Source organism: Methanosarcina spelaei, assembly GCF_002287235.1.
In the GTDB taxonomy this organism is placed as follows: Archaea; Halobacteriota; Methanosarcinia; order Methanosarcinales; family Methanosarcinaceae; genus Methanosarcina; species Methanosarcina spelaei.
Map to the genome: position 1 here is coordinate 1 of NZ_LMVP01000390.1, position 23,053 is coordinate 23,053.

Below are 23,053 nucleotides of genomic sequence, written 5' to 3' on the forward strand. Positions count from 1 at the left end.
AAGTAAATCCATATGGTGTTTATGATATTACTGCTAATGAAGGATGGGTAAATGTTGGAATAGATCATGATACTGCATCTTTTGCAGTTGAAAGCATACGAAGATGGTGGAATATGATGGGATGTAAATCATATCCTGAAGCAAAAAAACTCATGATTACTGCTGATTGTGGTGGAAGCAATGGATATAGAGTAAGATTATGGAAAATGGAATTACAAAAGTTAGCTGAAGAAACTGGAATTGAAATTTCGGTTTGCCACTTCCCACCAGGAACAAGCAAATGGAATAAGATAGAGCACAGATTATTTTCTTATATATCCATGAATTGGAGAGGGAAACCACTTACAAGCTACGAAGTAGTTGTGAATCTTATTGCGGCAACAACTACATCAAAAGGGCTTAAAGTTAAGTGCATGTTAGATAAGAATGTATACAAAAAAGGAATTAAAACCACAAAGGAAGAAGTTGAAGAATTAGGAATTATTCGTGATGAGTTTCACGGAGAGTGGAACTATACAGTCAAGCCTAAAAAAGAGGAAGCTGCATAATTTATTTTGAGACAGTTCCTTAATCACTCTTCGGGAAGTATTTCCCGAAGAGAGTCTTCAAGAGTAAAAAAGAACGAGGAGACATAAAGGTACATATATTATAAGGTATTGTCATATAAAAACATCTACAAGACAGGAAATTTAGTACTTAACCGATGACCAGTGAATTTTATTTCAAACCAGGACAACTTTTTTGCCTAATTTGCCTGCAGCTTCTACAAATTCTTTTGTATCCACACCAGGAAATGTATCTATAATACAAATATCAAATTTTTTGTCTAAATAATTCGCTAATTCTCTTATGTCCATGCTGTAAACTTCAAATTTATCTCCAGATGCTATTAATCCTTCTTCACTGCCTGAAGGTTTGACTGGAAATCCATTAGCCTCTAAATTAATCAAGGTAATTTCTATTGCAGGACTCCATATATCATTAAAAACAACTTTTTGCGCGTTGGCTTTAAGGCAGGCTATTCCTAAAGTCCCAGGGCCACATGTACAATCAAGAACAGTAGGTTTCTCATACTCTTCCATAACTTTTTCAAGTATTTCTATTTTGGGCGATTTTGTCTTTGGAAACTCTATGTGAATTTCACGCTGATACTTATATATTCCTAAAGCACCATAAGGAGTCTGTACAATATCACATCTCAAATCGCACCCAGCAAGAAGCTCATATACATGAGGGTTAGAATCAGAATCTTTTATACCCACAATTTTTCTTATATCTCCTTTTAAAACCCCACTAACTTCTCTCACTTCCTTTATAATTCTTTCAGCACATCTTTTATCCATTTCATTAGATAATATTACTAAAGAATCCTTAGGCAAATAAGGAACAGAATCAGTTGGATAGCCAGGAGTCACAAGAGGAACACACGAGTTCCTTAAATTAGCTTTTTTATTTTTTACTCCTTCGTCAATCATTATTTTTAGTACATGTGATATTACAATATCAAGATGCCTTTTACCGCATTTACAACTTCCAAAATAGTTATCTATTTCATCTAAGTTAATCTGTTCTGCTAGAGGAGAGAATTTCTTTATTTTTCCTATTTTGCAATTGTTGCACGGTTTGTAGAATAATTCAATGTCTTTCAGTGTTTCCGAAATAGGCCTTATGCACTTATCTCCACACCTACACCTCATTTCCATATACTTAAATTGGAATATTTTGTATAAGTACTATGTCATTTCTTATTATTCCCATTATTTTTTATTACCTCTTATTATATTTTATTACACATTGTTTATATTTTATCATCCATTAACATTTATTGACACCACTTGCTAACTTGCTATTTTATCATTTTATTTCTGGATTAGCCCTCAAAGTTAAGTAAAGTCTGATTTAATTTTATCTAGTCCTGGACTTCGGAACCTGTACTGTGTTTCAATTTATTCTTCCGCAATATCCTTAATTTTCGCTCCAAGGCTGCACATATCTTTAAAGAAACCCGGGTAAGAAATCGATACAGCCTCTGTTGTGTCAATTGTTGTACTTCCTGCAACCATTCCTGCTATTGAAAGAGCCATAACTATCCTATGGTCATCCCAGCCATGCACTGCTGCTCCATGCAGTTTTCCACCGGTAATGGTCAGACTTTCTCTTTCTTCTTTAAGGTCTACTCCAAGCTTCGGAAGTTCGGTTGCGAGGGCTCGCAGGCGGTCCGTTTCCTTATATCTGACATGTTCGGCATTTTCAATTCTGCTAGTTCCTTCGGCAACTGCAGCCAGGACAGCGACAGTAGGGACAAGGTCAGGGCTTGCTCCGGCGTCAAAAGTTGTAGCTTTTAATTGTCTTCCTCCCTTAACAGTCACATTGCCTGCTTCTTTATCCCAGGTAATATCTGCTCCCATTTGTCTCAAGATTTCGATGATTACCTTATCTCCCTGTTTTGATGGAAAGAGATTTTTGACTGTAATCTCAGATCCGTTCGTCATAGCTGCGGCTGCAAGGAGGTAGGATGCAGAGGAAAAGTCGCCAGGAACAGTATAATCTTTGAAATCGTACTTCTGTTTTCCTGGGATTATGAACCTGGTACCGTTACTTTCATCGATATGAACTTTAATGCCTGCCAGTTCAAGCATTTCAAGGGTTACGTCCACATAAGGTCTTGACTTAAGTTTTCCTGTGATAGAAAGGGTAGTACTGTTTTCGGCAAGTGGACAGGTTATTAGAAGGGCCGAGATAAACTGGGAACTGATAGAGCCGTCAATACTCACATCCTTTCCCTTAAGTCCGCCTTTAACAACAAGTGGAGCTCTCTCGTTTCCTCGAGTGGAGCAGGCTTTTACTCCCAATTTATTAAGGACTTCAAGAAGAGGCCCGTTTGGCCGGGTACGAAGGGAAGCATCTCCGGTAAGCACTGTAACCCCATCAGTAAATGCTGCTATTGCGGTCATAAACCGAAGAGTTGTCCCAGAATTTGCAGCATCAATTACGTCATCAGGGACATTTGGTTTCCCATTAATTCCATGAATAATAAGCTTGTCTTCTTCCCTCTCAACCGAAGCACCAAACATCTCGGAAGCCCGGACTGTGGCAAGAGTATCGGCCGAAATCAGGGGATGCCTGATGGTTGATTCTTTCGAAAGAGCTGCCAGGGCTACAGCCCTGTGGGTGTAACTCTTTGAGGGTGGGGCAAAGACTTCCCCTTTGATTAAGGATTTGTCAATAGAAACACGCATGTGTACCAGATCTCTTCTATTTCTTATTTTTGGATTTTTTATGGGATTCAGATGCTTACTTCTAGCTTTTGAATATTTTTACAATACTGCTAATAAATTAAGCAAAGTTTAATAACTTTTATAGCCCTGCTAATAAATTAAACAAAATTTAATATCTTGAACGAGTTTAGAACTTAGTTTAAATCTCAGTTCACTCCTTTTATAACGTTTTCTACCATGTCCCAGTCATGATCATAGATATGTGCTGAGATACTGATAGTTGTGATCGTTCCGGGTTCTGTTCCCACTCTATCAGCCACGTACTCGAGGAGTTTCGAGAGTCCATAAAGGTTTGCCGGATAAGCTCCCCCAAAGTCGTGGCTTCTAAAAAGAGTTGTGAGGTGCATCCTTCCGTCTCTTATTTTAAAGTCGTCAAGCATCATGCAGGGAACTTCATTAACTTTCGTATCCATAGGAGGAATCCAGGTAACCGCAATTGCTCGTCTGGAAGTAGGGTTTTCCTGCAGCTTTTCGATTACATAATCTATTTGATCAACTTTTCCATGCCAGTTTCGAAGACGCTGCCCGTATGTGTATTCAAAGTCCTGTGTGTTTTCTCCCGAAATTAGTTGTTTCGCGTACTCTTCAAGCCTTTCCTCATTCCAGGCAGTCTCACGTGGGATCCTGTCAGTATAGGGATCTTCAATTATGATCATCAAATCCATAAATTCCCTGATCTGGCTTCCTCTTTCATCCGTAATAACCTGCCCGTGATTTCGGATGATGTTAAGCCCGCGATACCATGCATCAGAGATAGTTTTTGCCCTGACAATTCTACCAATTTCAAATCTGTCTTCCATTGAAAATTCCCCGATAAAATCAGGATAGAGTATGCACGATTAATTCCCTGATCCGAAATCTCTCAAATCCAAAATTTGATTAGTGTCCATAATTTTGGGATTTTCGGATGTATTTGCTATAGCTAGAATATGGTGCAATATTCTGCATAGATGGTTATTTATCCTATTTTCTTTATTCACCATTTTCTTTTATAAGTGCTTTCTCTAAGATATGACTTAAAACTTTACTATGCATATTGATAGCATATAACACGCCTAATTTAAAAAAATTCCGGACAAAAAGGATGGAAATTCCGGACAAAAAATATGGAAAAAAGATTAAATAATATTTAAGAAAGTAAGCAGTTGAACATAAACTGAGTTAAAACCCGGAATACAAAATCTGGATAAAAGGATAAAATTAAAAACTTAAAAAAGCCAAAGAAAAAAGCCTGGTAAAAGAATCAAAAGATTAAAGGTTCGAGAAATATTCTCAGAACCTCATTGCTCTAAGGCGTTTTACTCTCTCATCAGTTGCAGGGTGAGTGCTGAAGAGAGACTGGATAGCTCCTCCTTTTAACGGATTGACAATAAACATATGGGCACTGCTTTCTTTTGCCTGCACATCTGAGACTTTTGGACTGTAATTAGAGTTCCCATATTCGAGTTTTTCAAGGGCACTGGCAAGAGCCCAAGGTTTCCTGGATATACTGGCTCCTTCTGCATCGGCTGCATATTCTCTTGACCTTGAAATTGCAAGTTGAATCAAAGTTGCAGCAATAGGTGCCACAACAGCCATTACAATGAGGCCTATGATTCCTCCGTTGTCATCATCCCTGTTGCCGCCAAAGCCACCAAAAATTGCAGCCCACTGTGCCATACTAGCTAGCATTGTGACGACGCCTGCAAGGGTTGCAGCTATAGCACTTATTAAGGTATCTCTATTCTTTACATGTGCAAGCTCGTGTGCCAGCACACCTTCCATTTCTTCATAAGAGAGCAGCTCAAGAATTCCTGTTGTAGCAGCCACAGCCGCATGCTCTGGGTTTCTCCCGGTTGCAAAGGCGTTTGGCATTCCGGACTCTACGATATACACTTTGGGCTTTGGGATTCTTGCTTTCATAGCCAGTCCATCGACGATCCTGTGAAGGTTCGGAGCCTCCGCAGGTGAAACTTCTTTTGCCCTGTACACTTTGAGTACTATTTTGTCGCTGTACCAGTAACTTCCAAAATTCATAATTACTGCAAACAGGAACGCAATAATCATTCCGCTCGTACCACCAAAGTAGTCTCCTATCAAAACAAGGAGGCCTGTAAGGAAGGCAAGCAAAATTGTAGTTTTAAGCATGTTCTTCATGACTCATCACACGACGTCCTCCCAGGCTAATGTCTGGGTTTTCGGTCTTTGATTCTTATTTCTGAACTTATTTTTATAAATTAAGCAGATTAGAAGCGGTTATATATTTTTCTGAACACAGATATATACTTATTCTCCTGCAAACGCAGGTTAGTACAATTGTGCTATTCTATTTCCTTATTTATCTTAAATCAATTTAAAATTATCTTAAAAGGCAATTTTATCCTCAAATTGGGAAATCTCATTCAAGAAATTATATTTTTCTCTGGAATCTCCCCCCATCAAAGCTTACATTAATAACTAGTATCTCTTTTTTGATATATTTACATTTGCATGTTTTAGGTATAATTTAGTTTGATTTCAAACTATTATTGCAACTTCAGGTATATGTATTTATTGAAAAACTGACTCCAAAACCTAAATCTGTGTTATGAATTTTATATTCAGTTAAGATACGATTTATAAGAAATGTGTTATTTTCTTTGCCATTGTCTGTAAATCTATAAATGCAAATCGAGACGAGCCTATAATTACAGTAGCATTACAGTAGCCACTTTAACGTTGACAGATTCCTTAACCGAATACAAATAAGTCCTGTTTAATTCCCGGGATACACTGGAATCCGACTTTCCGCAGATGTTCTCAAAAAAACAACAATTCTCTTGCTATCGTTTTTGGGGAATTTCTCAAAAAAGGATAGGTCGTGTAAGTTATAAAGTATATAGCTTGTCGGACGGTGTGAGGAAATGAGAACTATAAAAAAGATGGAAACAACTGCATAAAAACTGGCTTGAAAAAATAAAGAAAAAGATAGAGGGAATTTAACTTCCTCTAAATTATAACTTATTCATACCCCAGCCGATATTAACTTTATTCTTTATATAGCTGTTATCTGTGAACGTGATTAATTTTCCGGGGTTTTGTTTCCAACCATATAGATAAACTCCATAATTACAATTTTTAAATGTGTTTTTCGCAACTGTGGGAATACTGTTCTTATCACCTACATAGAGTCCATATTTTGAATTAGAAATCGTGTTACCCTTAAGAGTTTGGTCATAGGTGTTATACAGTGCAACAGTTCCGCCTTTAATCTGATTGTTCATTATAGTAACGCCGTATGATGATTTCCCTTGTAAGGTGATACCACAATTATTGAAGTAGTTGTTTCGGATAATTGCGTTAGCACCAGCGTTATTGGCTGTTACTCCCTTCTTTGTAATTGTGAATCCGTTTATAGTACCGGATTTCCCTTTATCATAATAGAAACCGTAAACATTCGGATATTTCGTTCCTACAATATACAGTTCCTTGGTAATTTTAACATTTTCTTTATATGTGCCTGATGCAACTTGTATAATGTCTCCGGGGATTGCTGCGTTTACAGCACTTTGAATTGTCTTGTATTTTTCTTTTGACCCTACGTTTAGGGTAGCTGCTGACGCAGTAGATGCCAATAATAATAATATTAGCATTACTGAAGTTAAAATTACTTTGTTTGTTTTCATGTCCTATTCCTACTCATTTCATTTTTCCATAGATAATACAAATAATTTTGATTTGTTATAAAGTCTTAAACTTTTCCATTTTTATTTGAGTATTATAAAATAGGTTAATTTTTTGTGGAAAATAACAGACAATTTATTTTCTTCTCTGTCTGTGTTCTCACAAACTTAAAATTCTATTTTTCTATACATCTGTTTTACTTTTTATGATCTGTTTTATACAAAAATTAAACTTTAATTGTTAGCAGTGAGTTGATCCCAAAACTCAAAATTACTTCTTTTGATCTCGTTTTGTAAGCAACTGATAGAGTTTCTGGATTTTGGGTTCCAATCGTTAATTTTCACACTCGATTGAATTCCAAACATTACAACTTATAAACATCTATATAATTTGTATTACCAAAGTATCTAACAATTAACATTTTATGCCCTGTTCTAAAATCTGGTGATTTTTGTGTTTCTTGATTGAAAATCTGAATCAGTAAGAAGAATTCAGGCTTCATTTAAACTAAATATTCGAGATCTTCCAACACTAATAGGGTCCTTCCAAATCAGTGATAAAATTAAGGGTACAGAATGTTTATTTTGGACAACGTATATTCATTCAGAGTTCATTTAGAGTTTCCCTAATTAAGTTACACTCCAAAAACCAATTTTTTAGATAAAACAGCTATAATAACATTTAAAATTGATAAATAAATGCGATAAAAACTTTATTTGCCCACAACCGTTGTTTGTTCGTTATTAAGGCATCTGATGTCATTTTCACTCATTAAAAATTCAATGCTAAATATAAGGAAAAATCAATGTTTAATTTACTAATTAAAGTGTATAAAATCCTTAAATAACAAACAAACTGTTTAATGAACGTAACATAGTTGAAGGATGACTGATATATATTTAATTGGACAAATAAGGCTTAATAACTCTTAAAAAACCGATCATCTTTCAGAGGGTTTATTAGTCAATAGATCACGTTCAAAGGATTGGGATCATTTTCAAAAGTAGCTTCTTATCAGAGTACAGTACTTCTGAGCTTATTTCTGAGCTTATTATATGACCACCAACTAAATTTTTTTACACTAACGCTTAGAATCCAAAAAATTTCTTATTTAATGGTAAATTCGCTATCTTTGAATTGATTCAAGCATCAAGTTTTGTGAACATACTTCGGAATCATTGAACATACTTCGGAATCATAGTACTAGGCAAAGATTATGCTCAATAATTTAATTTCCATGACATTAGTTATTAGAATCCTGTAAATGCCTAATATGTTTTTCAACAACTGGCTCATATACATGATTTATTCTGTAAATTGTATTTCTTCCTTTTTTTGTTTCTATTATAAGGCCAATTTCTCTGAGATTTTTTATATACCAACTGACTGTAGCCCTAGATACTCTAAGTTCACGTGCAAGAGCAATGTTTGTATTACACTTACAAGTTAGTATTTCTAAAATTATTCTTTGATTCGTTACATTTTGAAGAGCAGAAATAACTTTTATTTCTTCCTCATTATAAGCAAAATTATTTTCGAAGAATCTTGTCTTCCCACCTTCTCTATAGGCTTCGATTTTGTTCTGGGATTCAAGGGCTTTTATGTGATACTTTATATGTTCTCTATCTAATCCTACATTTCCTACAATCTCACTAATATATGCTCCGGGTTTGTTTTTGATATAGGTGTAAATACTAAGACGGCTGGGATTGTCAAGTACATTTCCAGAATTTACAATTTTATATCCTGCTATTGAGAAAATTAGCCTGGTGTAAAGGAAGTCAAAAGCCGTTGAGATATACACTATAGCCAGCCATAAAAGAAACTGCCAGTAGGGTATTTCGATGACTTGAAGCTCTACCATTTTTTCTCCATTAATTGGGACTCCGAATTGATCATCTGGAATAGGTTCTATAATATATTCAGTAGCCTCAGCTGTTTCTATCAAAAAAATAAACAATAAAAAGAGAAGTAGTTTATTTTGAAGCTTAAATATAATAGACGGCTTTAAGCGTGTAGTACTCCGTTCCAATGATTGATTTTCCGAACACATTGAGTTTCCAGTTTCCTCCTTGCAGATATTTCCCTGTTTTTGGTTTTATACGTAAAACAATTTTGTTGTTAGATTTAGCTTTATAGGGGCCATAAGAGGCTCCTGTAGGGGAAAATATAGTAAGGCTTAGGATGTTTTTCTTATTTCCCCAACTTAAAGATATGTCAAGATAAATCGCTTTTGGGTTTACTTGTATTTTGTTATATTTCGTCTTTCCTTGTACTATGGATGTTCCTGTTGAGCATATATCAAAGCTGCTTTCAGACACTTTGGTGAATTCTAGTAATTCTACATCTTTCTTAATTGATGTTGAAGATGAAGCACTCTCGGTACAAACAAAATCATCTTTCAAGGGTTCAACAATATATTCTTGTTCGGTGGAGGTCGAATTAACTTCCTGATCTATGTTTTCTTTATATGAGGTTGTCATAAAATTACCAAAAAATATGTAAAAAGATAAAATATAAATATTTTGATTTATACCTCTCCAATTAAAGCTAACGCTATTTTTATAATGTACAAAATATATTATATATTAATTTATGTTTGAATATTATTTATTAACTGATACAAGAAATTGACTATTATTTGTGAAATAACTTCAAACTTTTTATCTTCTCTTCCTGTCCACTGCATCAATTTTGAATGTTCTACAAACAGAGTTCTGGCTGAAATGAGGCAGAATCCTGAGGAAAGATATTTGAATGAGAATTCGACGTAAATCAAACGGGGAGTTAATGACAGTTAAATGAGAATCTGAGAAAAAAGAGAGTTTTATCTTTCAATAATAATGGATTTTTGCCAGGTTTCTCCGGATAGCACGTCTGTATTTTACTGCGGGGTAACCGAAAATGACCACTATTCCCGGTTGGTTTCGGATGCTGATTCCGTACTTTTCTTTCACGTCTTTGCCTCCATTTTTCAGCATTGGACCAATGGTTCCTATCATGCAGCTTCCAAGGTCCAGGGTTTCGGCGGCAAGCATGGCATAGGTAGCTGTGATAAAGGGATCTGCCAGGTCAGCATAAGGAGATACGTGGAAGTACATAGCAAGGGGAGCTCCATAGAGCAGGTAATCAGTGTTTTCTTTTCTAGTTTCTTCAAAGATTTCAATCGCTGGACACACGAATTTGTCAACGACTTCAAATTCTTCCTTCTTCATGAAAGGCCGCAGCAGGAGAAGTGTGGGTTTTGAAAATATCCATTTCTGACTTTTCATAAGCTCTAATATGTCATCGGAAAATTCCCTTACCTTATCTTTTCCGTTTATAACCAGGACCTCAACATCCGAAGGTGGAATTCCCATGGGTGCCGTGCTTGCTGCTGCCAGAATCCTGTCTATTTTTTCCTGTTCGATGTCTCTGTCATCGAATTCCCGGGTGCTTCGCCTGGCTAGCATGAGAGCCATAAGTTCTTCATACCCTGCTCTTGTATCTTCCATCGGGATATCCATAAAGGAAGTCTGGGATATGTCTCTTCCTTCAATCGTGATAGCTCCTGTGGGGCAAACTGCAGCACAATGTCCACAGCCGATGCAGCCGAAATAGCGAGTTTGGTCAATTCTTACTTTATTGTTTTCAAGGTAAAGAGGTGCTCCTTTGCAGACTTTAACACAGAGACCACAGACCTTACACTTCTCATAATCGATTCTGACAGTTGCGGTTTCAGAATATCTGGCTGTAGGGATGACCATATATTTTGTTCTAACCGTGGCTATAAAAATTTTTGGTTGAATGCAGTTTGACTGAGAATTAAAGTGTTTTTCCTGTCGGTCTGAACGTCTCTCTTAAATATTTGAGAAAATGTAAGCTGCATACAGTGTGACAACTTTTTTAAACTAACTTTCAGTTCGATAGGAACTTATTTATATTATAACACGGTAATTTATTTCCGTAGTACATGTGTCAAATGATGGACTACAACCAAACAAAAGGAGTTCCAGAAATGAAAGACGCAACCCAGGAGACTTCTCTCAAACCCGTTTTGCATGGGTTTTTGTTAAGTAACGGAAAGTTTATCACTCCAGCAGAAATGAATATTATGGAAAGCCTCGGTGTCGTCCGGTCAACAAAAATCTGAATTCCACAAACAAATCGGAAAAGACATTTCATTGGACAGACTAAAGAATTTCTCAGAAATTACTTGCAATAATACCCTAAAAGTCTTCAACTCCTTAATCAGCCCTGCAAAAACTTCAACTTGTTGATAATATAAAAAACTCAAAAACTTCCAGCAGGACGATCTTTAAAAACGGAACAAAAACGACTTCCATAAACTAGCAAAACCTCCAATCCCTGTACAAATCTGTAAAAGCCGGAGAAGTTGTAACTAATATTGATTTCCTCCACAATCTAACTTTCTAAAAACGTAGAAGCTTAATAAAAAGCTTGATCAACAAGACAAGAAAAACAGATTGAGTAACTTACTGATATATTCGATTAGCCTGTTCTCTTCTGTCCTTTCCGGTTGAAGTTTTTCATTGTCTCTTTTCATCAGTTTTTATCAATCTCCTTTCATCAGTTTTTATCAATCTCCTTTTGTCATTTTTTATCAGTTTTTATTAATCTTCTTTTATCAGTTTTTATTAATCTTCTTTTATCAGTTTTTATTAATCTTCTTTTATCAGTTTTTATTAATCTTCTTTTATCAGTTTTTATCAATTTCTTTTTATTAATCTTTATCAATCTCTTTATATCCTCTGCTCTAACCATCAAATGGAGTAACTTTATGAAGTAAAATAACTTATACTTCGTAGAAGGAAAGAGTGACAACCATGAAAGTTGCCTGCATCCAGATGAATATCTCCCTGTGCTCAAAAAAGGAAAACCTTGAGCGTGCCCTCTCCCTGGCAGAAGAAGCGGTTTCGAAAGAAGCTGAGCTGCTTGCATTTCCGGAAGTCTTCTCCACCGGTTTTTGTTATGACCGGATAGTCGAGGTAGCTGAAACTGTTTCCGGTTCTACCATCGGAGCTTTATGTGATTTTTCAAAGGAACATCAATGTATCCTTGCGGGTTCTATGATAGAGCAGAGAGAAGGCTCAGAATTCAGCAGTGAAATGAACATTCCTCCTCAGTTCAACCTGGGGTTCTGCATTGAGTCCGGAGAGCTAGTTGGAATCCATCGAAAAACTCAGCTTTACGGTCTTGAAAAAGAATATTTTGCACTTGGAGAAGATATACATCCTATTCGGCTGAAAAAGTATGGACTTTCCATGGGGCTTATGGTATGTAACGAAATCCGTTATCCGGAAGTTTCCCGGAAACTTGCTCTTGAGGGAGCTGATTTTCTGGTTTCGGCTTCTGATATGCCTGATTTTTATATCTATCCCTGGCGTATTATGTCTCTTTCTCGAGCAATTGAAAACCAACTGTTACATATCGCCTGTAATAGAGCAGGAAATGATAGGTTCTCAACCTATGCAGGAAAGTCTTTTATTGCTGATGGATGGGGTCGGATTCTTGCAGAAGCCGGAAAGGAAGAATGTGTTCTAATTGGAGAAATCGATCTCGAAAAGGCAAAAGAGATCAGGCAAACTGGCTCCATCATCGAGGATCGGAGGCCTGAAATTTATTAATTTAAGATTAAGTTAAATACCTATTTAGAAAGAGAGTCTCAATCAATAAACAAATCGTAAACCAAGGCTAAAATACACCTAAATTACAAAGCAAAATAAGCTCAAGTTATAAAGTAACTGAATAATTCATTAATAAATTTTAGATAAGTAAAACATAATAAAAAGGTGAACCCTTGTAGGGTTACCCTTTCAGTTCTTTAATTATCAGGTCGCGTGCAGTTTTTGCATCCGCCGTGCCTTTTGTCTTTTTCATGACCTGCCCTACAAGGAAGTTCAGGGATTTCTCCGTGCCTCCAAGATAGTCCTGTACTGCAGCTTCATTCTCGGCAATTGTTTCGGCAACCGCTTTAGTCACCAGGTCGTCTTCGGCTTTGAAAAGGCCTTTTTCTTCGATAATCTGGGACGGAGTCTTTTCCTCCGCAGTGTCCAGCATAGTTCGAATTACTTCAACGGCAGCCCGGTCACTGATTTTACCTTCGGCAAAGAGGTTAACCAGTTCTACCATATCTGAAACCTTTATAGAATTCTTTATCCTTGGATCTTTTGCGTGGATAAAACCTATTTTTTCTCCGTCATAAGAAGAGATTGCAAGGTCACGGTAATTTAATTCTCCAAGGAAGACATCAGCTGTCCAGGTAGCTGCAATCTTCGGGTCAACTCCTTTTGCACAGACACCTTCATAGAAGTCAGCAAGCATAATCTTTGATGTAAGAGACTTTGCATGCATATCCGTAATTCCGTACTGCTCTATGAAACGAGTACGTTTTGCGTCCGGAAGTTCAGGCAGAGTCTCCTTAACTGCAGGAATCCAATCGGTAATGCGCATAGGCATAAGATCGGGTTCGCGGAAATAACGATAGTCTTCAGCTTCTTCTTTTGTCCTCATTGAGAGCGTTACGCCCCTGCCTTCGTCGAAGTGGCGAGTCTCCTGTGAAACTTTTCCTCCACGCCGGATTACATTCTTCTGGCGCATAATCTCATAGAGAAGAGCTCTTTCAACCCCTTTATGGGAGGATATGTTCTTAACTTCAACACGGGTACCCCAGTGGACTGAAACATTTGCATCCACACGCATCGCTCCTTCAAGGTTACCGTCAAAAACATCCAGATACTCAAGGATATTCCTGAATTTGTCAAGGAACCTTCTTGCCTCCTTGGGACTGCGCATATCAGGTTCTGTAACGGTTTCAATCAGAGACACACCTGATCTGTTGTAATCGATAAGGACACCCTTTGACTTCTCTATGCTTCCGATGTGCACAAGTTTGCCGGGATCTTCTTCCATATGGGCTCTTGTAATCCCTACCGTATGTTCTCCGTCTTCTCCTTCAATTACGATTTTTCCATTGCTCACAATTGGAAAATCATACTGCGTGATCTGGTAACCTTTGGGAAGATCAGGGTAGAAATAGTTCTTCCTGTGGAACTGTGTCTCTTCTGCAATCTCTCCTTCAAGGGCAAGCCCAACTTTAATTGCAGCTTCCACCACTTTTTTATTGAGAACAGGAAGCGCCCCCGGAAGGCCCAGACAGACAGGGCAGGTGTGAGTGTTTGGGGCTGCATTATGATAGTCTGTAGAGCAACCGCAGAACATCTTGGTCTTAAGTTTATTCAACTGGATATGAATCTCAAGCCCGATTCTTACTCCGTCCGGATTTTCATAGACCATTTATGCCACCTCCGAAGGTCTCTTTGTGTGATAATCAGTATTTTGCTCAAAAGTATATGCTGCACGCAGCACAGCAGGCTCGTCAAATGGCTTTCCCATTATCTGAAGTCCTATTGGAAGACCATCAGTGAAACCGCAGGGCACGGAAAGTGAAGGAACTCCTGCAAGATTGATCGGGCAGGTATTCACATCCGAGAGGTAGAGAGTAAGCGGATCTTCTATTTTTTCTCCTATTTTAAAAGCAGGATTTGGCATAGTCGGAGCCATGAGCACATCAACTTTTGAGAGGGCTCTGTCAAAGTCCTGCTTCACAAGAGTTCTTACCTTCAGGGCTTTTAAATAATACTTGTCGTGATATCCTGCTGAAAGGGCATAAGTTCCAAGGAGAATTCTTCTTTTCACTTCTGTTCCAAAGCCGTCTGCTCTTGTTTTTGAAACCATGGCATGCCAGTTTTCACCGTTTGCTCTATATCCGTAACGTGTTCCGTCAAATCTTGCAAGGTTTGAGGATGCTTCACTCATTGCAATGATATAATAAGACGCAAGAGCATACTTTATATGAGGCATGGAAACCTCTTCCCAGGACGCTCCGAGATCTTCGCATTTGTGTATGGCGTTCCAGACAGCTTTTTCAACATCTGGATGGATACCTTCTCCGAAAAACTCCTTTGGAACCCCGATTTTAAGCCCTTTTACATCTTCTACAAGAGCTTTCTGGTACTCGATTTTACTGTCAATTGAAGTTGAATCCTTGCGGTCATAGCCAGCTATAACATCCATCAGCACTGCAATATCTGTCACATTGTTTGCAAGAGGTCCGACCTGCTCAAGAGAATTTGCATAAGCTACAACTCCATACCTTGAAACCGATCCGTATGTTGGTTTAAGTCCAACTACACCACAGAATGCCGCAGGACAGCGTACGGATCCTCCTGTGTCTGAACCAAGGGCAAAAGGAGCTTCTCCTGCTGCAACAACTGCTGCACTGCCACCGGAAGATCCACCCGGTACTCTTTCAAGGTCCCAGGGGTTTGCAGTCGGCCCAAAATAGCTGGTTTCCGTAGAAGAACCCATTGCAAACTCGTCCATGTTAGTTTTTCCCAGGATTACTGCACCTGCAGCGAGAAGCTTTTCAATAACGTGAGCATTGAATGGCGGGATATAGCCCTCAAGAATTTTCGAACCGCAACTGTTTGGCAGTCCGACTACGGAAATATTATCTTTTATTGCAATTGGTATCCCTGCAAGAGGACCATTGTGCCCCTCGGCGTCAATTTTCTTCGCCTGCTCAAGAGCTTTTTCAGAGACAGTTATATAACCGTTAATTTTGCTCTTTCCTATAGCTTCGAGATACTGAGCTGTTACTTCTTCGGCTGAGTTTTCTTCAATTTTCTCTTTTACCTGTGCAACACTCATCCATTTTGCCATTAAAAAACCCTCCTCAGCCTATTTTCGGAACCCTGAAGGCTCCATCCTGCTTGTGTTCGGTGTTTGCAAGAACAACCTCCTGCGGGAGACATTCTTCTACCACATCGTCCCTGAACACGTTATAAATTTCAGCCACGTGGTAAGTGGGAGTTACGTCTTTAGTCGGCAACTCGTCAAGTTGTCCGAAGTACCCCAATACTGAATTAAGTTTTTCCATGTATTCGACGGTTTCCTGTTCGCTGATCTCAATGCGAGCAAGCCAGCCGATGTGTTCTACATCTTCTTTTGTAATCATGAAAGTTCCTCAAAAATAGAATGATCCTGAATAAATACCGTTGGTTGCTGCATAATACAAATAGGTTAATGGGATAAATATATGTTCATCCCGAGTTTCTTCACCCGAGTTCCGTCTCGGGAGGACGGTGCCCTTTTCGCTACCCGAATTTCGCTTCGGGAGCACGAAGCCCTTTTCGCTTCGCTCAAGAGGGCAAATTTGTGGTCAAGATAAACCGGTTTTCAATTTGCTTAGAGGCTGCTTTTCCCGAATTATGCTTCGGGAGCATTGGGCCCATTTCATTGACTTTATTCTGGCAACGAGTAGTTTTTCACTAGTTTTCGAACGTATCTCTTAAATAGTTACTTTTTTTGTCTTCTGTTTAGGTCATACATCTGAACTTTCTTCATCTTTGCGAGGCTGAGCACTCTTTCAAGTTCGTTGTCGGCAAGGTGTCGGGCTTCAATGTAGCCATTGTCTACGGCTTCATTGAAGATTTCGTATCCAAGAGCTGAACGGGTAAGGACTGTAGTCCAGCCTCTGGGGCTGCCAACTCCTCCAAAAGAGATATCTGAGTTTTCAGCAGTAAGGTCCGTACAGAAACGACAGGAAGAGCTCCTATGCTCGTCAAACTCACTGAGTTCAAAGATTTGTTGTTTTCCTTCTTTCAGAGTAACCTCAAACTTTCCTTTCCGAATTTTCATGGCATCTACATTTTCCAGCGTGATTCCATAACTTTCCAGTACTGCTTTAATTCCCTCATAGGAGAAGGTGTCCATACAAAAGAGCCCTAGTTTGAGAACCTTTGCTCTCATGAAGAGGTGTAGAAATCCATAGGAACTTTTCTGCATTTTAGTGACTGCATCAATATTACAGCTCGTCCCTACGAACGCAATCCTGTTCATTCCCTGTTTAATTGCGCTCATAAGAGCTTCAAGAGTCATTGAATGAGAATAGATACTGCCACTACTCTCAAGGATTTCTTCCCTTGTTTTCGCAACTATTGGTACAGGTTTCCAGGGCTCTTCTTTTGAGCGGGTGGTAACTACGGCGGAGTCAATTAACCCCTCATCAAGGGCATACAAAAGCAGAGACGTCACAACTCCCCCATCCTGTCCCCTTATTTCGGGAATAGTAGATCTTGCTGCATATGCGAAGCGGAAGCTCCCTATGAGTCCCTCTTCCGTGGTGATGGTTCTCGGACACTGGTAGTAGCAGACACCACAGGCTTTACAGGGGCGCCTACCAGTTTTGGTGCGCCATTCGCTATCGTTATATACTCGCAACTTGCTGCGCAGGCTCCGCAGAGAGTACAGATGCCTGGTTTTATAATGTCCTTTTTTAATTTTCCAAAGGAAATTCTCTCTTTCTCGCTAAGATTTCGCTTGAGCCGGATTACACTCTTTTCTAGAGCATCGAATTTCTGTTTGCATTCGGGACTGCAGAAATAGTAGCTCTTTCCCCCATAATCCGAAAAATACTCAGTATTGTCAGATATTATTTTTTTACAAATAGGATCCAGTGGCATTAAAAGCCTCCGATGCAGGTTACACGAAAATTTCAGGAAATACCATTAAGTGCGATCAAATACGCGACTCCCAAACGAATTTGATGCCAACCTTAAAGGCTATTTATCTCTTTATCTTATGCCAATCAAGTTAGTAATTAATATTAAAAGAGATTCTGTTCCAAAATCCAGTGATTTTTGTATTTCTTGATTGAAAATCTGAATTCGAAAGAAGAATCCGGTTTTCATCAAGATCAATATTCGATATCTAAAGACTTCAACCCCAATGTCGTATCAAACGGATTGTGACCACTTACAAAATCCAGTGATTTTGAATTTTACATTCATCACTGGATTTTGGTACTGAGTCTTAAAAGAGTATAAAATATAAATCTTTTTATTATTCTAATTTTTTATAATTATGATATTCCTTATTTCAGGCTTTTTATCTTTTTATACTTTATGGGGTCGTCCATTAAAGACCATCAGATAACTAAATTTCTTTTTTTCCTTTTCCTCTTACTTTTCTTCTTGTTTTACCTTTTCCCCTTCCTTTTCTTCTTGTTTTACCTTTTCCTCTTCTTTTTCCTTTTCTTCCCTTTCTTTCTCTTTATTTTTCAGATATATTTTCTTCTCATAGTAAGCCAGAGGATGATTGATTTTTTCACACAGTCTGTCTTTACCTATGCAGTTTCCATAGGTTCTCATGGTGTCACATGCAGGAGGCTTGTATATGTTTCCTGTTGCGCCTGCAATATGCTCTATCTGGTAAAGGGTTACTTCTGCATCAAAATCAGGAGAAACATTGAAAAGGTTAAGAATTTCATCCACTGACATTCCTACGCTAAGCAGGAAGGAAGTCGTGGCAAAACGCATAGAATGGGCAAGGTTTACTCCACCCTGTATATTTGCAAGGGCATGGGATATACAGGGAGGAAAGAGTTCGGGTTCCACTGTGCCAAAGTCCGTTGTTCCGTATTTTTTCTTGTGGATCTCAAACTTGTCTTTTATTTCGGCAACATAAGGTGCACAGAAACTTGAGACTTCAGAAGGAATTTGGGGGATGGGAAATGATTTTTCTATTCTTTCTTTGATTGCTTCTTGAAGAAGTCTTACAAAATCTTTTTTCGTAACTACAACCATTCCGGATCTAAGTTCCCGGTTTGTTAATTTCCATATGGGTTCCCTTATTGAAGAGGAGAAGCGTATGTAATCTGCAAAATGCATACTGAACTGTAAGTCTTCAACTTCTGCTTGAATCCCAAAATCCTCCCCAAATTCAAGTAAAAAATCAGTACTTTCTTTTTCGAGCCATTTTGAGGCTGCTTCTGCTTCTTTAAGTGCATATCGCTTGGTGAATAACTGGTCATCCACGCAAGCAACTAAAATTTGAGCAAAAGGATAAGAGAGAGTTTCGGAAAGAAGCCAGCTTTCGTCTTTCATGAGTGGTTTTTCAATCTCTCCTTCGATGGACTGCATTACTCTTTCCATCCCGCGAGCTCGAGATCTCCGGAAAGCTGGAGAATTAAGTAAACTCTCTAACGAGATTCTAAGGCTTTCTACATAAGCAGATACTTCTGAAGCAAATGGGTAAAGAGCGATATGTTCTTCGTCCATTTCAGTCCGACTCAATTCTTGGAGCCAGGAGGTAAGAAATCCTTCCTGCACCGTTTGCAATCTCAAAATCTATGAGCATTGGGAAGTCTTTTCCAAGGGAGAGAGTAACTTCATTGACTTTGTTTGTGGGTTTGACTATATCGGTCAGATAGTCCAGAGAGAAAAGAGAACATGCTTCGCCTGCTTTCAGGTCGATTAGCTGATCTCTGCCCATCTCGAGACGAACCTGGTCAGTATCGCCTTTTGCTTCCATATAGAATGTGTCGTCAGAAACTCCCATGAGCATATGGTCGCTTATTTTTTCGGCAGCTTTAACAGCACGCCTGAGGTCTGCACCGTTGAGAACAACTTTAGCAGGTAATTCAAGCTGTGGAACTCTTGGTTCTGCTCGAATTGTAGAAGGATCGAGAAGAGAAAGTGTATAAGACAGCCCTCCGACATCAATCAGGAGTTTGTGATTTCCTTCTTCAAGTTCCATCCGGACTGTGTCGTTCTTATCCGCAATTCCCAGCAGATCCATAATCTTACTCAGGTCGACTCCGATTTCACATTCATCAGCGTTATACTCATCGAAAGCAGATGACCCAAGCTCGAAAATTCCCATTGCAACGTTAGCAGGATCAACGGCTTTTACCGAAATACCTTCTGGTTTTATCCTGAATCTGACCTCATCTACAATTACAGCTAGTGCGGCAACCGCGTCTTTCAGAAGCTCTGCATTAATTGCTGCCTTAAACATGTTTCTTCTCCAATAATAAATTTAAATCTAACTCTTTATTACCCTTGAGATATATAAATTTCTTTACAGATTCCGTAATTCCAGTTCATTTAATGAATTAACTCTCCAAGTACGGTCAAACGGGTTTCTATAACTGGAAAAATCACTAGATTCAAACTCCCGGCAACTATATAAATCTTGGTCAGAAAACAGGACGGCTTCAGGCTCTGTTTAAAGCAGAAAGGAAGCTGTAGCCTGATGAATCTATTTTTTCGGGAAATGTACTTTTTTCAAGGGGGAATAGAAAGGTAATTAAATCTCAGTCGTATTCTCTCCAGGTGAATCCGCATTTCGTACACTTGAAGAAGCGGGTTTCGGATTCGTCAGCCGACCTAAGTTGTCTGAGCCACCAGGCTGCAGTATTATTTCCACATTCTGGGCATTTTGCACTTGTTGTCGGCAGGCCTGAAGTCTGCTCACCTTCCAGAACCACTATTTCGTGATCATCGATCTTGGCTCTCGAAACAAAGCTTTTTTCATCACTCTTTATAGGTATTATGTTTCCGCATTTTCTACACTCAAAATTTCCGTTTTTAGGAAACATCATACTTTTACATTTGGGACAGAACTGCATTAATATCACTTTTTGCATCGTTTATAATTTTATTATGGTCAAAAGCCAGTTCAGGAATGGAATCAAGCTCAAAAAGATCGACGGAATCCGCGTCAGATCCGGATTCCGGTTCTCCGAATCCCTTTGCAAGGTAGCATACTGAAACAGTATGCCCTCTGGGATCGCGGACCGGGTCGGAATAGACTCCTACAAGTTTGATAAGCTCTACAGAAAGGCCTGTTTCTTCAAAAGCTTCCCTCGCTGCTGCTTTTTCTGTAGTTTCCCCGATTTCTACGAAGCCGCCAGGAAGGGCAAATTTTCCCTGATATGGAGGATTTTTTCTCTTCACAAGCACAAGCCTATTTTTAAAGAGTATCACGGTATCAACGGTTAAACTAGGAGTTTGGGGTTTCATAAAACGCCTTCGCATCTTTCTTTTTGGGAGATCTCTTTCCGCCACCAATCCCTTTCTGAATTAGCTTTTCCGGCAGGAACGCCAGAACAAAATAATATTATTATTGTACATAATGTAGAAATTCTTCATCTTATTTCAATTTTGACATTGTAAGTCATGTTTCTGTCGAGCAGAAAAGTTCCTTATACGGTTGCTTCTATTAAATGTTTTTCCTCTTATCGAAACAAAAGTTTTTCATATTTCTGAAATTCTTCAATCTCTATATTTTTTATACAAATAAGGACATTTTTGTAAAGTTCTGTTTGTAACGTTATTCTTCTATAATAGGAATCTATTATCTTATTTGAAGGCTCAATTACTCGATATCATTATATTGATGTAGGTAACAATTCTACCTCTTCATCGGTATAAAAAGTAGCAATGGAGGTAATAGTTCTAAATCTCTTCATCAACATAGAAAATAATGATGGAGGTAAATAGTTCTACATCTCTTCATCAACATTGAAAGCAATGATAAGAGATAAGAGTTCTATGTTTCCTAACCAATATGAAAAGTAAAATCCATAAGCTTTGAATTCCTAAATACTAACGATTATAGACGAATTCGACTCATTCAAAATTTATGTAAAAATTTATTAATTATTTTATATAAGTTAACTTGTCACTCTCGGAAACTTCATAACTTGCCTGAGGCTTTCTTAGCTTTCATAAACAAGAATAATATTTAGAACTAAACTTTACCTCTGGCAAAAAAGGTGCGTGAAAAATGATAGAAAGTATACTCTGGCTCGCAGTCGGGTTAATGGTTGCGTCATCCGTCATCCCCAGAACCTTAAGGGTTCGTAAACTTGTTGGAGGGATTGGATGGGGTGTATTTTCCATCCACTGGAGTTATCAGCCTCTCCATTATCTCAAAATTATGGACTATGCCAATGTGCTACTAACAATAGTAGTAACTCTGTTTTGTCTACTTGTAGCGTATATCATGTTTCTAGAGTACAGAAAAGGTCCTCTAAAGATAAGAAACAATAGAGAAGTACTGCACTCGAAGTTTTCAGCTCAGGATGAGGCTGATTTCCTTGACATAACCTCGATGCTTACAAGTGCCAGTGCACTTGGAGCTCTAGTTTATTTCCCATTTGCGAATTTCGCCTTTCTGAACACCTGGATTATAGGAGGTGTTACTTCTCAGGTTCTCTGGATTCTTCATTATTTCGAGATTCCGGCGTATATGAAAGCCTGGAATATGATATCACTTAATGGGTACACAGTGGAAATCATTCTCGCTTGTACGGCAATTGAAAGCATTGCTCTCTTTATGGGGCTTATAGGTTCAGTGAGGGCTCCTCTTAACCGTCTGGCTATGGCTTTTGTCGTGTCAGTGCCCGTGATTTATATACTTAATCTTATAAGGGACATTTTCGTGGTAGTTGCTTATGGAGAACAATGGTTTGGGGCTGACAGTTTTATAATTGCACATAACTATATCGCAAAGGCTGGTTCAGGCATTGCCCTCTTTGTAATTTCATATGCAGTACTCCGGATTCTCCCCGAGTTGTTCGGAATGATTGATGGCCTCTGGGTCATTCTTTCTATAGAAATGAAATCTCTTCTGCGCATGTCTGAGGGGGATTAAGGTAAATGCTTGCAAAAGGTTCAGAACCCTGGCTTTTTACAGCTGTGTCTATAACTGCACTATTTGCGGTCCTCTCCAGGGCAATGAACAGCTCTCGTTTAAACTGCATTGCTTATGTAGCAATGGCACTGACTTTTTTTATGGTTCTTTTTTTTAGAGATCCAGAAAGAAAGGTTGAAGTTTCGGACACTTATATGATTTCCCCGGCCGATGGCACTGTCATAGATATTCGAGGCCGGAAAATTTGTATTTTTATGTTTCTCCAGAACGTACATGTAAATAGAGCTCCGATTTCGGGAAAGATTAAGCAAATTACTTACAAAAAAGGTGGATATCTTCCTGCTTACTGGAAAGACTCTGAAAGAAACGAGAGAAATGAGTTTATTATTCACAGCAAGTATGGTGACGTTAGTGTCACGCAGATTGCAGGCACAATTGCCAGAAGAATCGTCTCTTATTCTCAAGTAAATGATATAATCGAGCAGGGACAGCGAATTGGAATGATTCGCTTCGGATCAAGGGTTGATGTAACGATCCCTCATGACTTTGAGATCATAGTACGGAAAGGAGAACGGGTACTTGCAGGCAAAACCATTATAGCAATAACAAAAAATGAAAGGGACTTTTGA

General features: G+C 38.5%; 21 protein-coding genes and 1 pseudogene. 5 read left to right on the forward strand and 17 right to left on the reverse strand.

Features of this window, described 5'->3' with window-relative positions:
- Positions 1-548: ISAzo13 family transposase (locus ASJ81_RS15045; RefSeq protein ID WP_141241760.1), on the forward strand; the 548-nt coding region annotated here is incomplete at its 5' end.
- Positions 549-722: 174 nt separating this feature from the next.
- Here ASJ81_RS15045 and ASJ81_RS15050 read toward each other — a convergent pair.
- From ASJ81_RS15050 to ASJ81_RS15085, 8 genes are all read right to left on the reverse strand, one after another.
- Entirely contained in the window at positions 723-1,703 is a 981-nt protein-coding gene (locus ASJ81_RS15050) for a 50S ribosomal protein L11 methyltransferase (RefSeq protein WP_095645096.1), read from the reverse strand.
- Between the two features lie 243 nt (positions 1,704-1,946).
- Complete coding sequence (gene aroA, locus ASJ81_RS15055) at positions 1,947-3,239, reverse strand: 3-phosphoshikimate 1-carboxyvinyltransferase (RefSeq protein WP_095645097.1); 1,293 nt, start codon at positions 3,237-3,239, stop codon at positions 1,947-1,949.
- A gap of 185 nt (positions 3,240-3,424) precedes the next feature.
- Positions 3,425-4,078: a thymidylate synthase gene (locus tag ASJ81_RS15060; protein ID WP_095645098.1), complete on the reverse strand. Its 654-nt coding sequence runs from the start codon at positions 4,076-4,078 to the stop codon at positions 3,425-3,427.
- A gap of 472 nt (positions 4,079-4,550) precedes the next feature.
- Positions 4,551-5,414, reverse strand: coding sequence for a zinc metalloprotease HtpX (gene htpX, locus ASJ81_RS15065; protein ID WP_095645099.1), 864 nt, complete (start codon positions 5,412-5,414; stop codon positions 4,551-4,553).
- A gap of 836 nt (positions 5,415-6,250) precedes the next feature.
- Positions 6,251-6,922 carry a right-handed parallel beta-helix repeat-containing protein gene (locus ASJ81_RS15070; RefSeq protein WP_095645100.1) on the reverse strand — a complete coding sequence of 224 codons (672 nt, stop codon included), beginning with the start codon at positions 6,920-6,922 and terminating at the stop codon, positions 6,251-6,253.
- A 1,241-nt stretch (positions 6,923-8,163) separates the two neighbouring features.
- The gene (locus ASJ81_RS15075; RefSeq protein ID WP_245860197.1) at positions 8,164-8,868 is read right to left on the reverse strand and encodes a winged helix-turn-helix transcriptional regulator; all 705 of its coding nucleotides are present in this window, start codon (positions 8,866-8,868) and stop codon (positions 8,164-8,166) included.
- Between the two features lie 40 nt (positions 8,869-8,908).
- Complete coding sequence (locus ASJ81_RS15080) at positions 8,909-9,403, reverse strand: hypothetical protein (protein ID WP_095645102.1); 495 nt, start codon at positions 9,401-9,403, stop codon at positions 8,909-8,911.
- A gap of 351 nt (positions 9,404-9,754) precedes the next feature.
- Positions 9,755-10,666, reverse strand: coding sequence for a nitroreductase family protein (locus ASJ81_RS15085; RefSeq protein WP_095645103.1), 912 nt, complete (start codon positions 10,664-10,666; stop codon positions 9,755-9,757).
- A 251-nt stretch (positions 10,667-10,917) separates the two neighbouring features.
- Here ASJ81_RS15085 and ASJ81_RS24260 point away from each other — a divergent pair, with 251 nt between their 5' ends.
- Positions 10,918-11,052: a hypothetical protein gene (locus ASJ81_RS24260; protein ID WP_275112567.1), complete on the forward strand. Its 135-nt coding sequence runs from the start codon at positions 10,918-10,920 to the stop codon at positions 11,050-11,052.
- Between the two features lie 461 nt (positions 11,053-11,513).
- Here the strand turns inward: ASJ81_RS24260 and ASJ81_RS22895 are convergent, their stop codons facing one another.
- Positions 11,514-11,687, reverse strand: coding sequence for a hypothetical protein (locus ASJ81_RS22895; RefSeq protein WP_170943337.1), 174 nt, complete (start codon positions 11,685-11,687; stop codon positions 11,514-11,516).
- Between the two features lie 59 nt (positions 11,688-11,746).
- Here ASJ81_RS22895 and ASJ81_RS15095 point away from each other — a divergent pair, with 59 nt between their 5' ends.
- On the forward strand, positions 11,747-12,547 hold the full coding sequence (locus ASJ81_RS15095) for a carbon-nitrogen hydrolase family protein (protein ID WP_095645105.1): 801 nt from the start codon (positions 11,747-11,749) through the stop codon (positions 12,545-12,547).
- A 181-nt stretch (positions 12,548-12,728) separates the two neighbouring features.
- Here the strand turns inward: ASJ81_RS15095 and gatB are convergent, their stop codons facing one another.
- The 8 genes and pseudogenes from gatB to ASJ81_RS15135 form a co-directional block, all read right to left on the reverse strand.
- Positions 12,729-14,216 (reverse strand): Asp-tRNA(Asn)/Glu-tRNA(Gln) amidotransferase subunit GatB, encoded by a 1,488-nt coding sequence (gene gatB / locus ASJ81_RS15100; protein ID WP_095645106.1) that lies wholly within the window; start codon positions 14,214-14,216, stop codon positions 12,729-12,731.
- Complete coding sequence (gene gatA / locus ASJ81_RS15105; protein WP_095645107.1) at positions 14,217-15,644, reverse strand: Asp-tRNA(Asn)/Glu-tRNA(Gln) amidotransferase subunit GatA; 1,428 nt, start codon at positions 15,642-15,644, stop codon at positions 14,217-14,219.
- A 13-nt stretch (positions 15,645-15,657) separates the two neighbouring features.
- A complete protein-coding gene (gene gatC / locus ASJ81_RS15110) occupies positions 15,658-15,939 on the reverse strand; it encodes an Asp-tRNA(Asn)/Glu-tRNA(Gln) amidotransferase subunit GatC (RefSeq protein ID WP_095645108.1) in 282 nt (93 codons plus the stop codon).
- Positions 15,940-16,280: 341 nt separating this feature from the next.
- A pseudogene (locus ASJ81_RS15115) lies at positions 16,281-17,446 on the reverse strand (Coenzyme F420 hydrogenase/dehydrogenase, beta subunit C-terminal domain).
- Between the two features lie 498 nt (positions 17,447-17,944).
- Positions 17,945-19,042 (reverse strand): DNA primase regulatory subunit PriL, encoded by a 1,098-nt coding sequence (priL, locus tag ASJ81_RS15120; RefSeq protein ID WP_095645109.1) that lies wholly within the window; start codon positions 19,040-19,042, stop codon positions 17,945-17,947.
- Position 19,043: 1 nt separating this feature from the next.
- A complete protein-coding gene (locus ASJ81_RS15125; RefSeq protein WP_095645110.1) occupies positions 19,044-19,781 on the reverse strand; it encodes a DNA polymerase sliding clamp in 738 nt (245 codons plus the stop codon).
- A 298-nt stretch (positions 19,782-20,079) separates the two neighbouring features.
- Entirely contained in the window at positions 20,080-20,394 is a 315-nt protein-coding gene (locus ASJ81_RS15130) for a transcription factor S (protein WP_048108514.1), read from the reverse strand.
- Positions 20,372-20,788 (reverse strand): NUDIX domain-containing protein, encoded by a 417-nt coding sequence (locus ASJ81_RS15135; RefSeq protein ID WP_095645122.1) that lies wholly within the window; start codon positions 20,786-20,788, stop codon positions 20,372-20,374. The genes ASJ81_RS15130 and ASJ81_RS15135 overlap by 23 nt, the downstream gene beginning before the upstream one ends.
- A 766-nt stretch (positions 20,789-21,554) precedes the next feature.
- Here ASJ81_RS15135 and artA point away from each other — a divergent pair.
- Together artA and ASJ81_RS15145 are read left to right on the forward strand one after the other, a co-directional pair.
- Positions 21,555-22,424 (forward strand): archaeosortase A, encoded by an 870-nt coding sequence (gene artA / locus ASJ81_RS15140; protein ID WP_095645111.1) that lies wholly within the window; start codon positions 21,555-21,557, stop codon positions 22,422-22,424.
- Between the two features lie 5 nt (positions 22,425-22,429).
- Positions 22,430-23,053: a phosphatidylserine decarboxylase gene (locus ASJ81_RS15145; protein ID WP_095645112.1), complete on the forward strand. Its 624-nt coding sequence runs from the start codon at positions 22,430-22,432 to the stop codon at positions 23,051-23,053.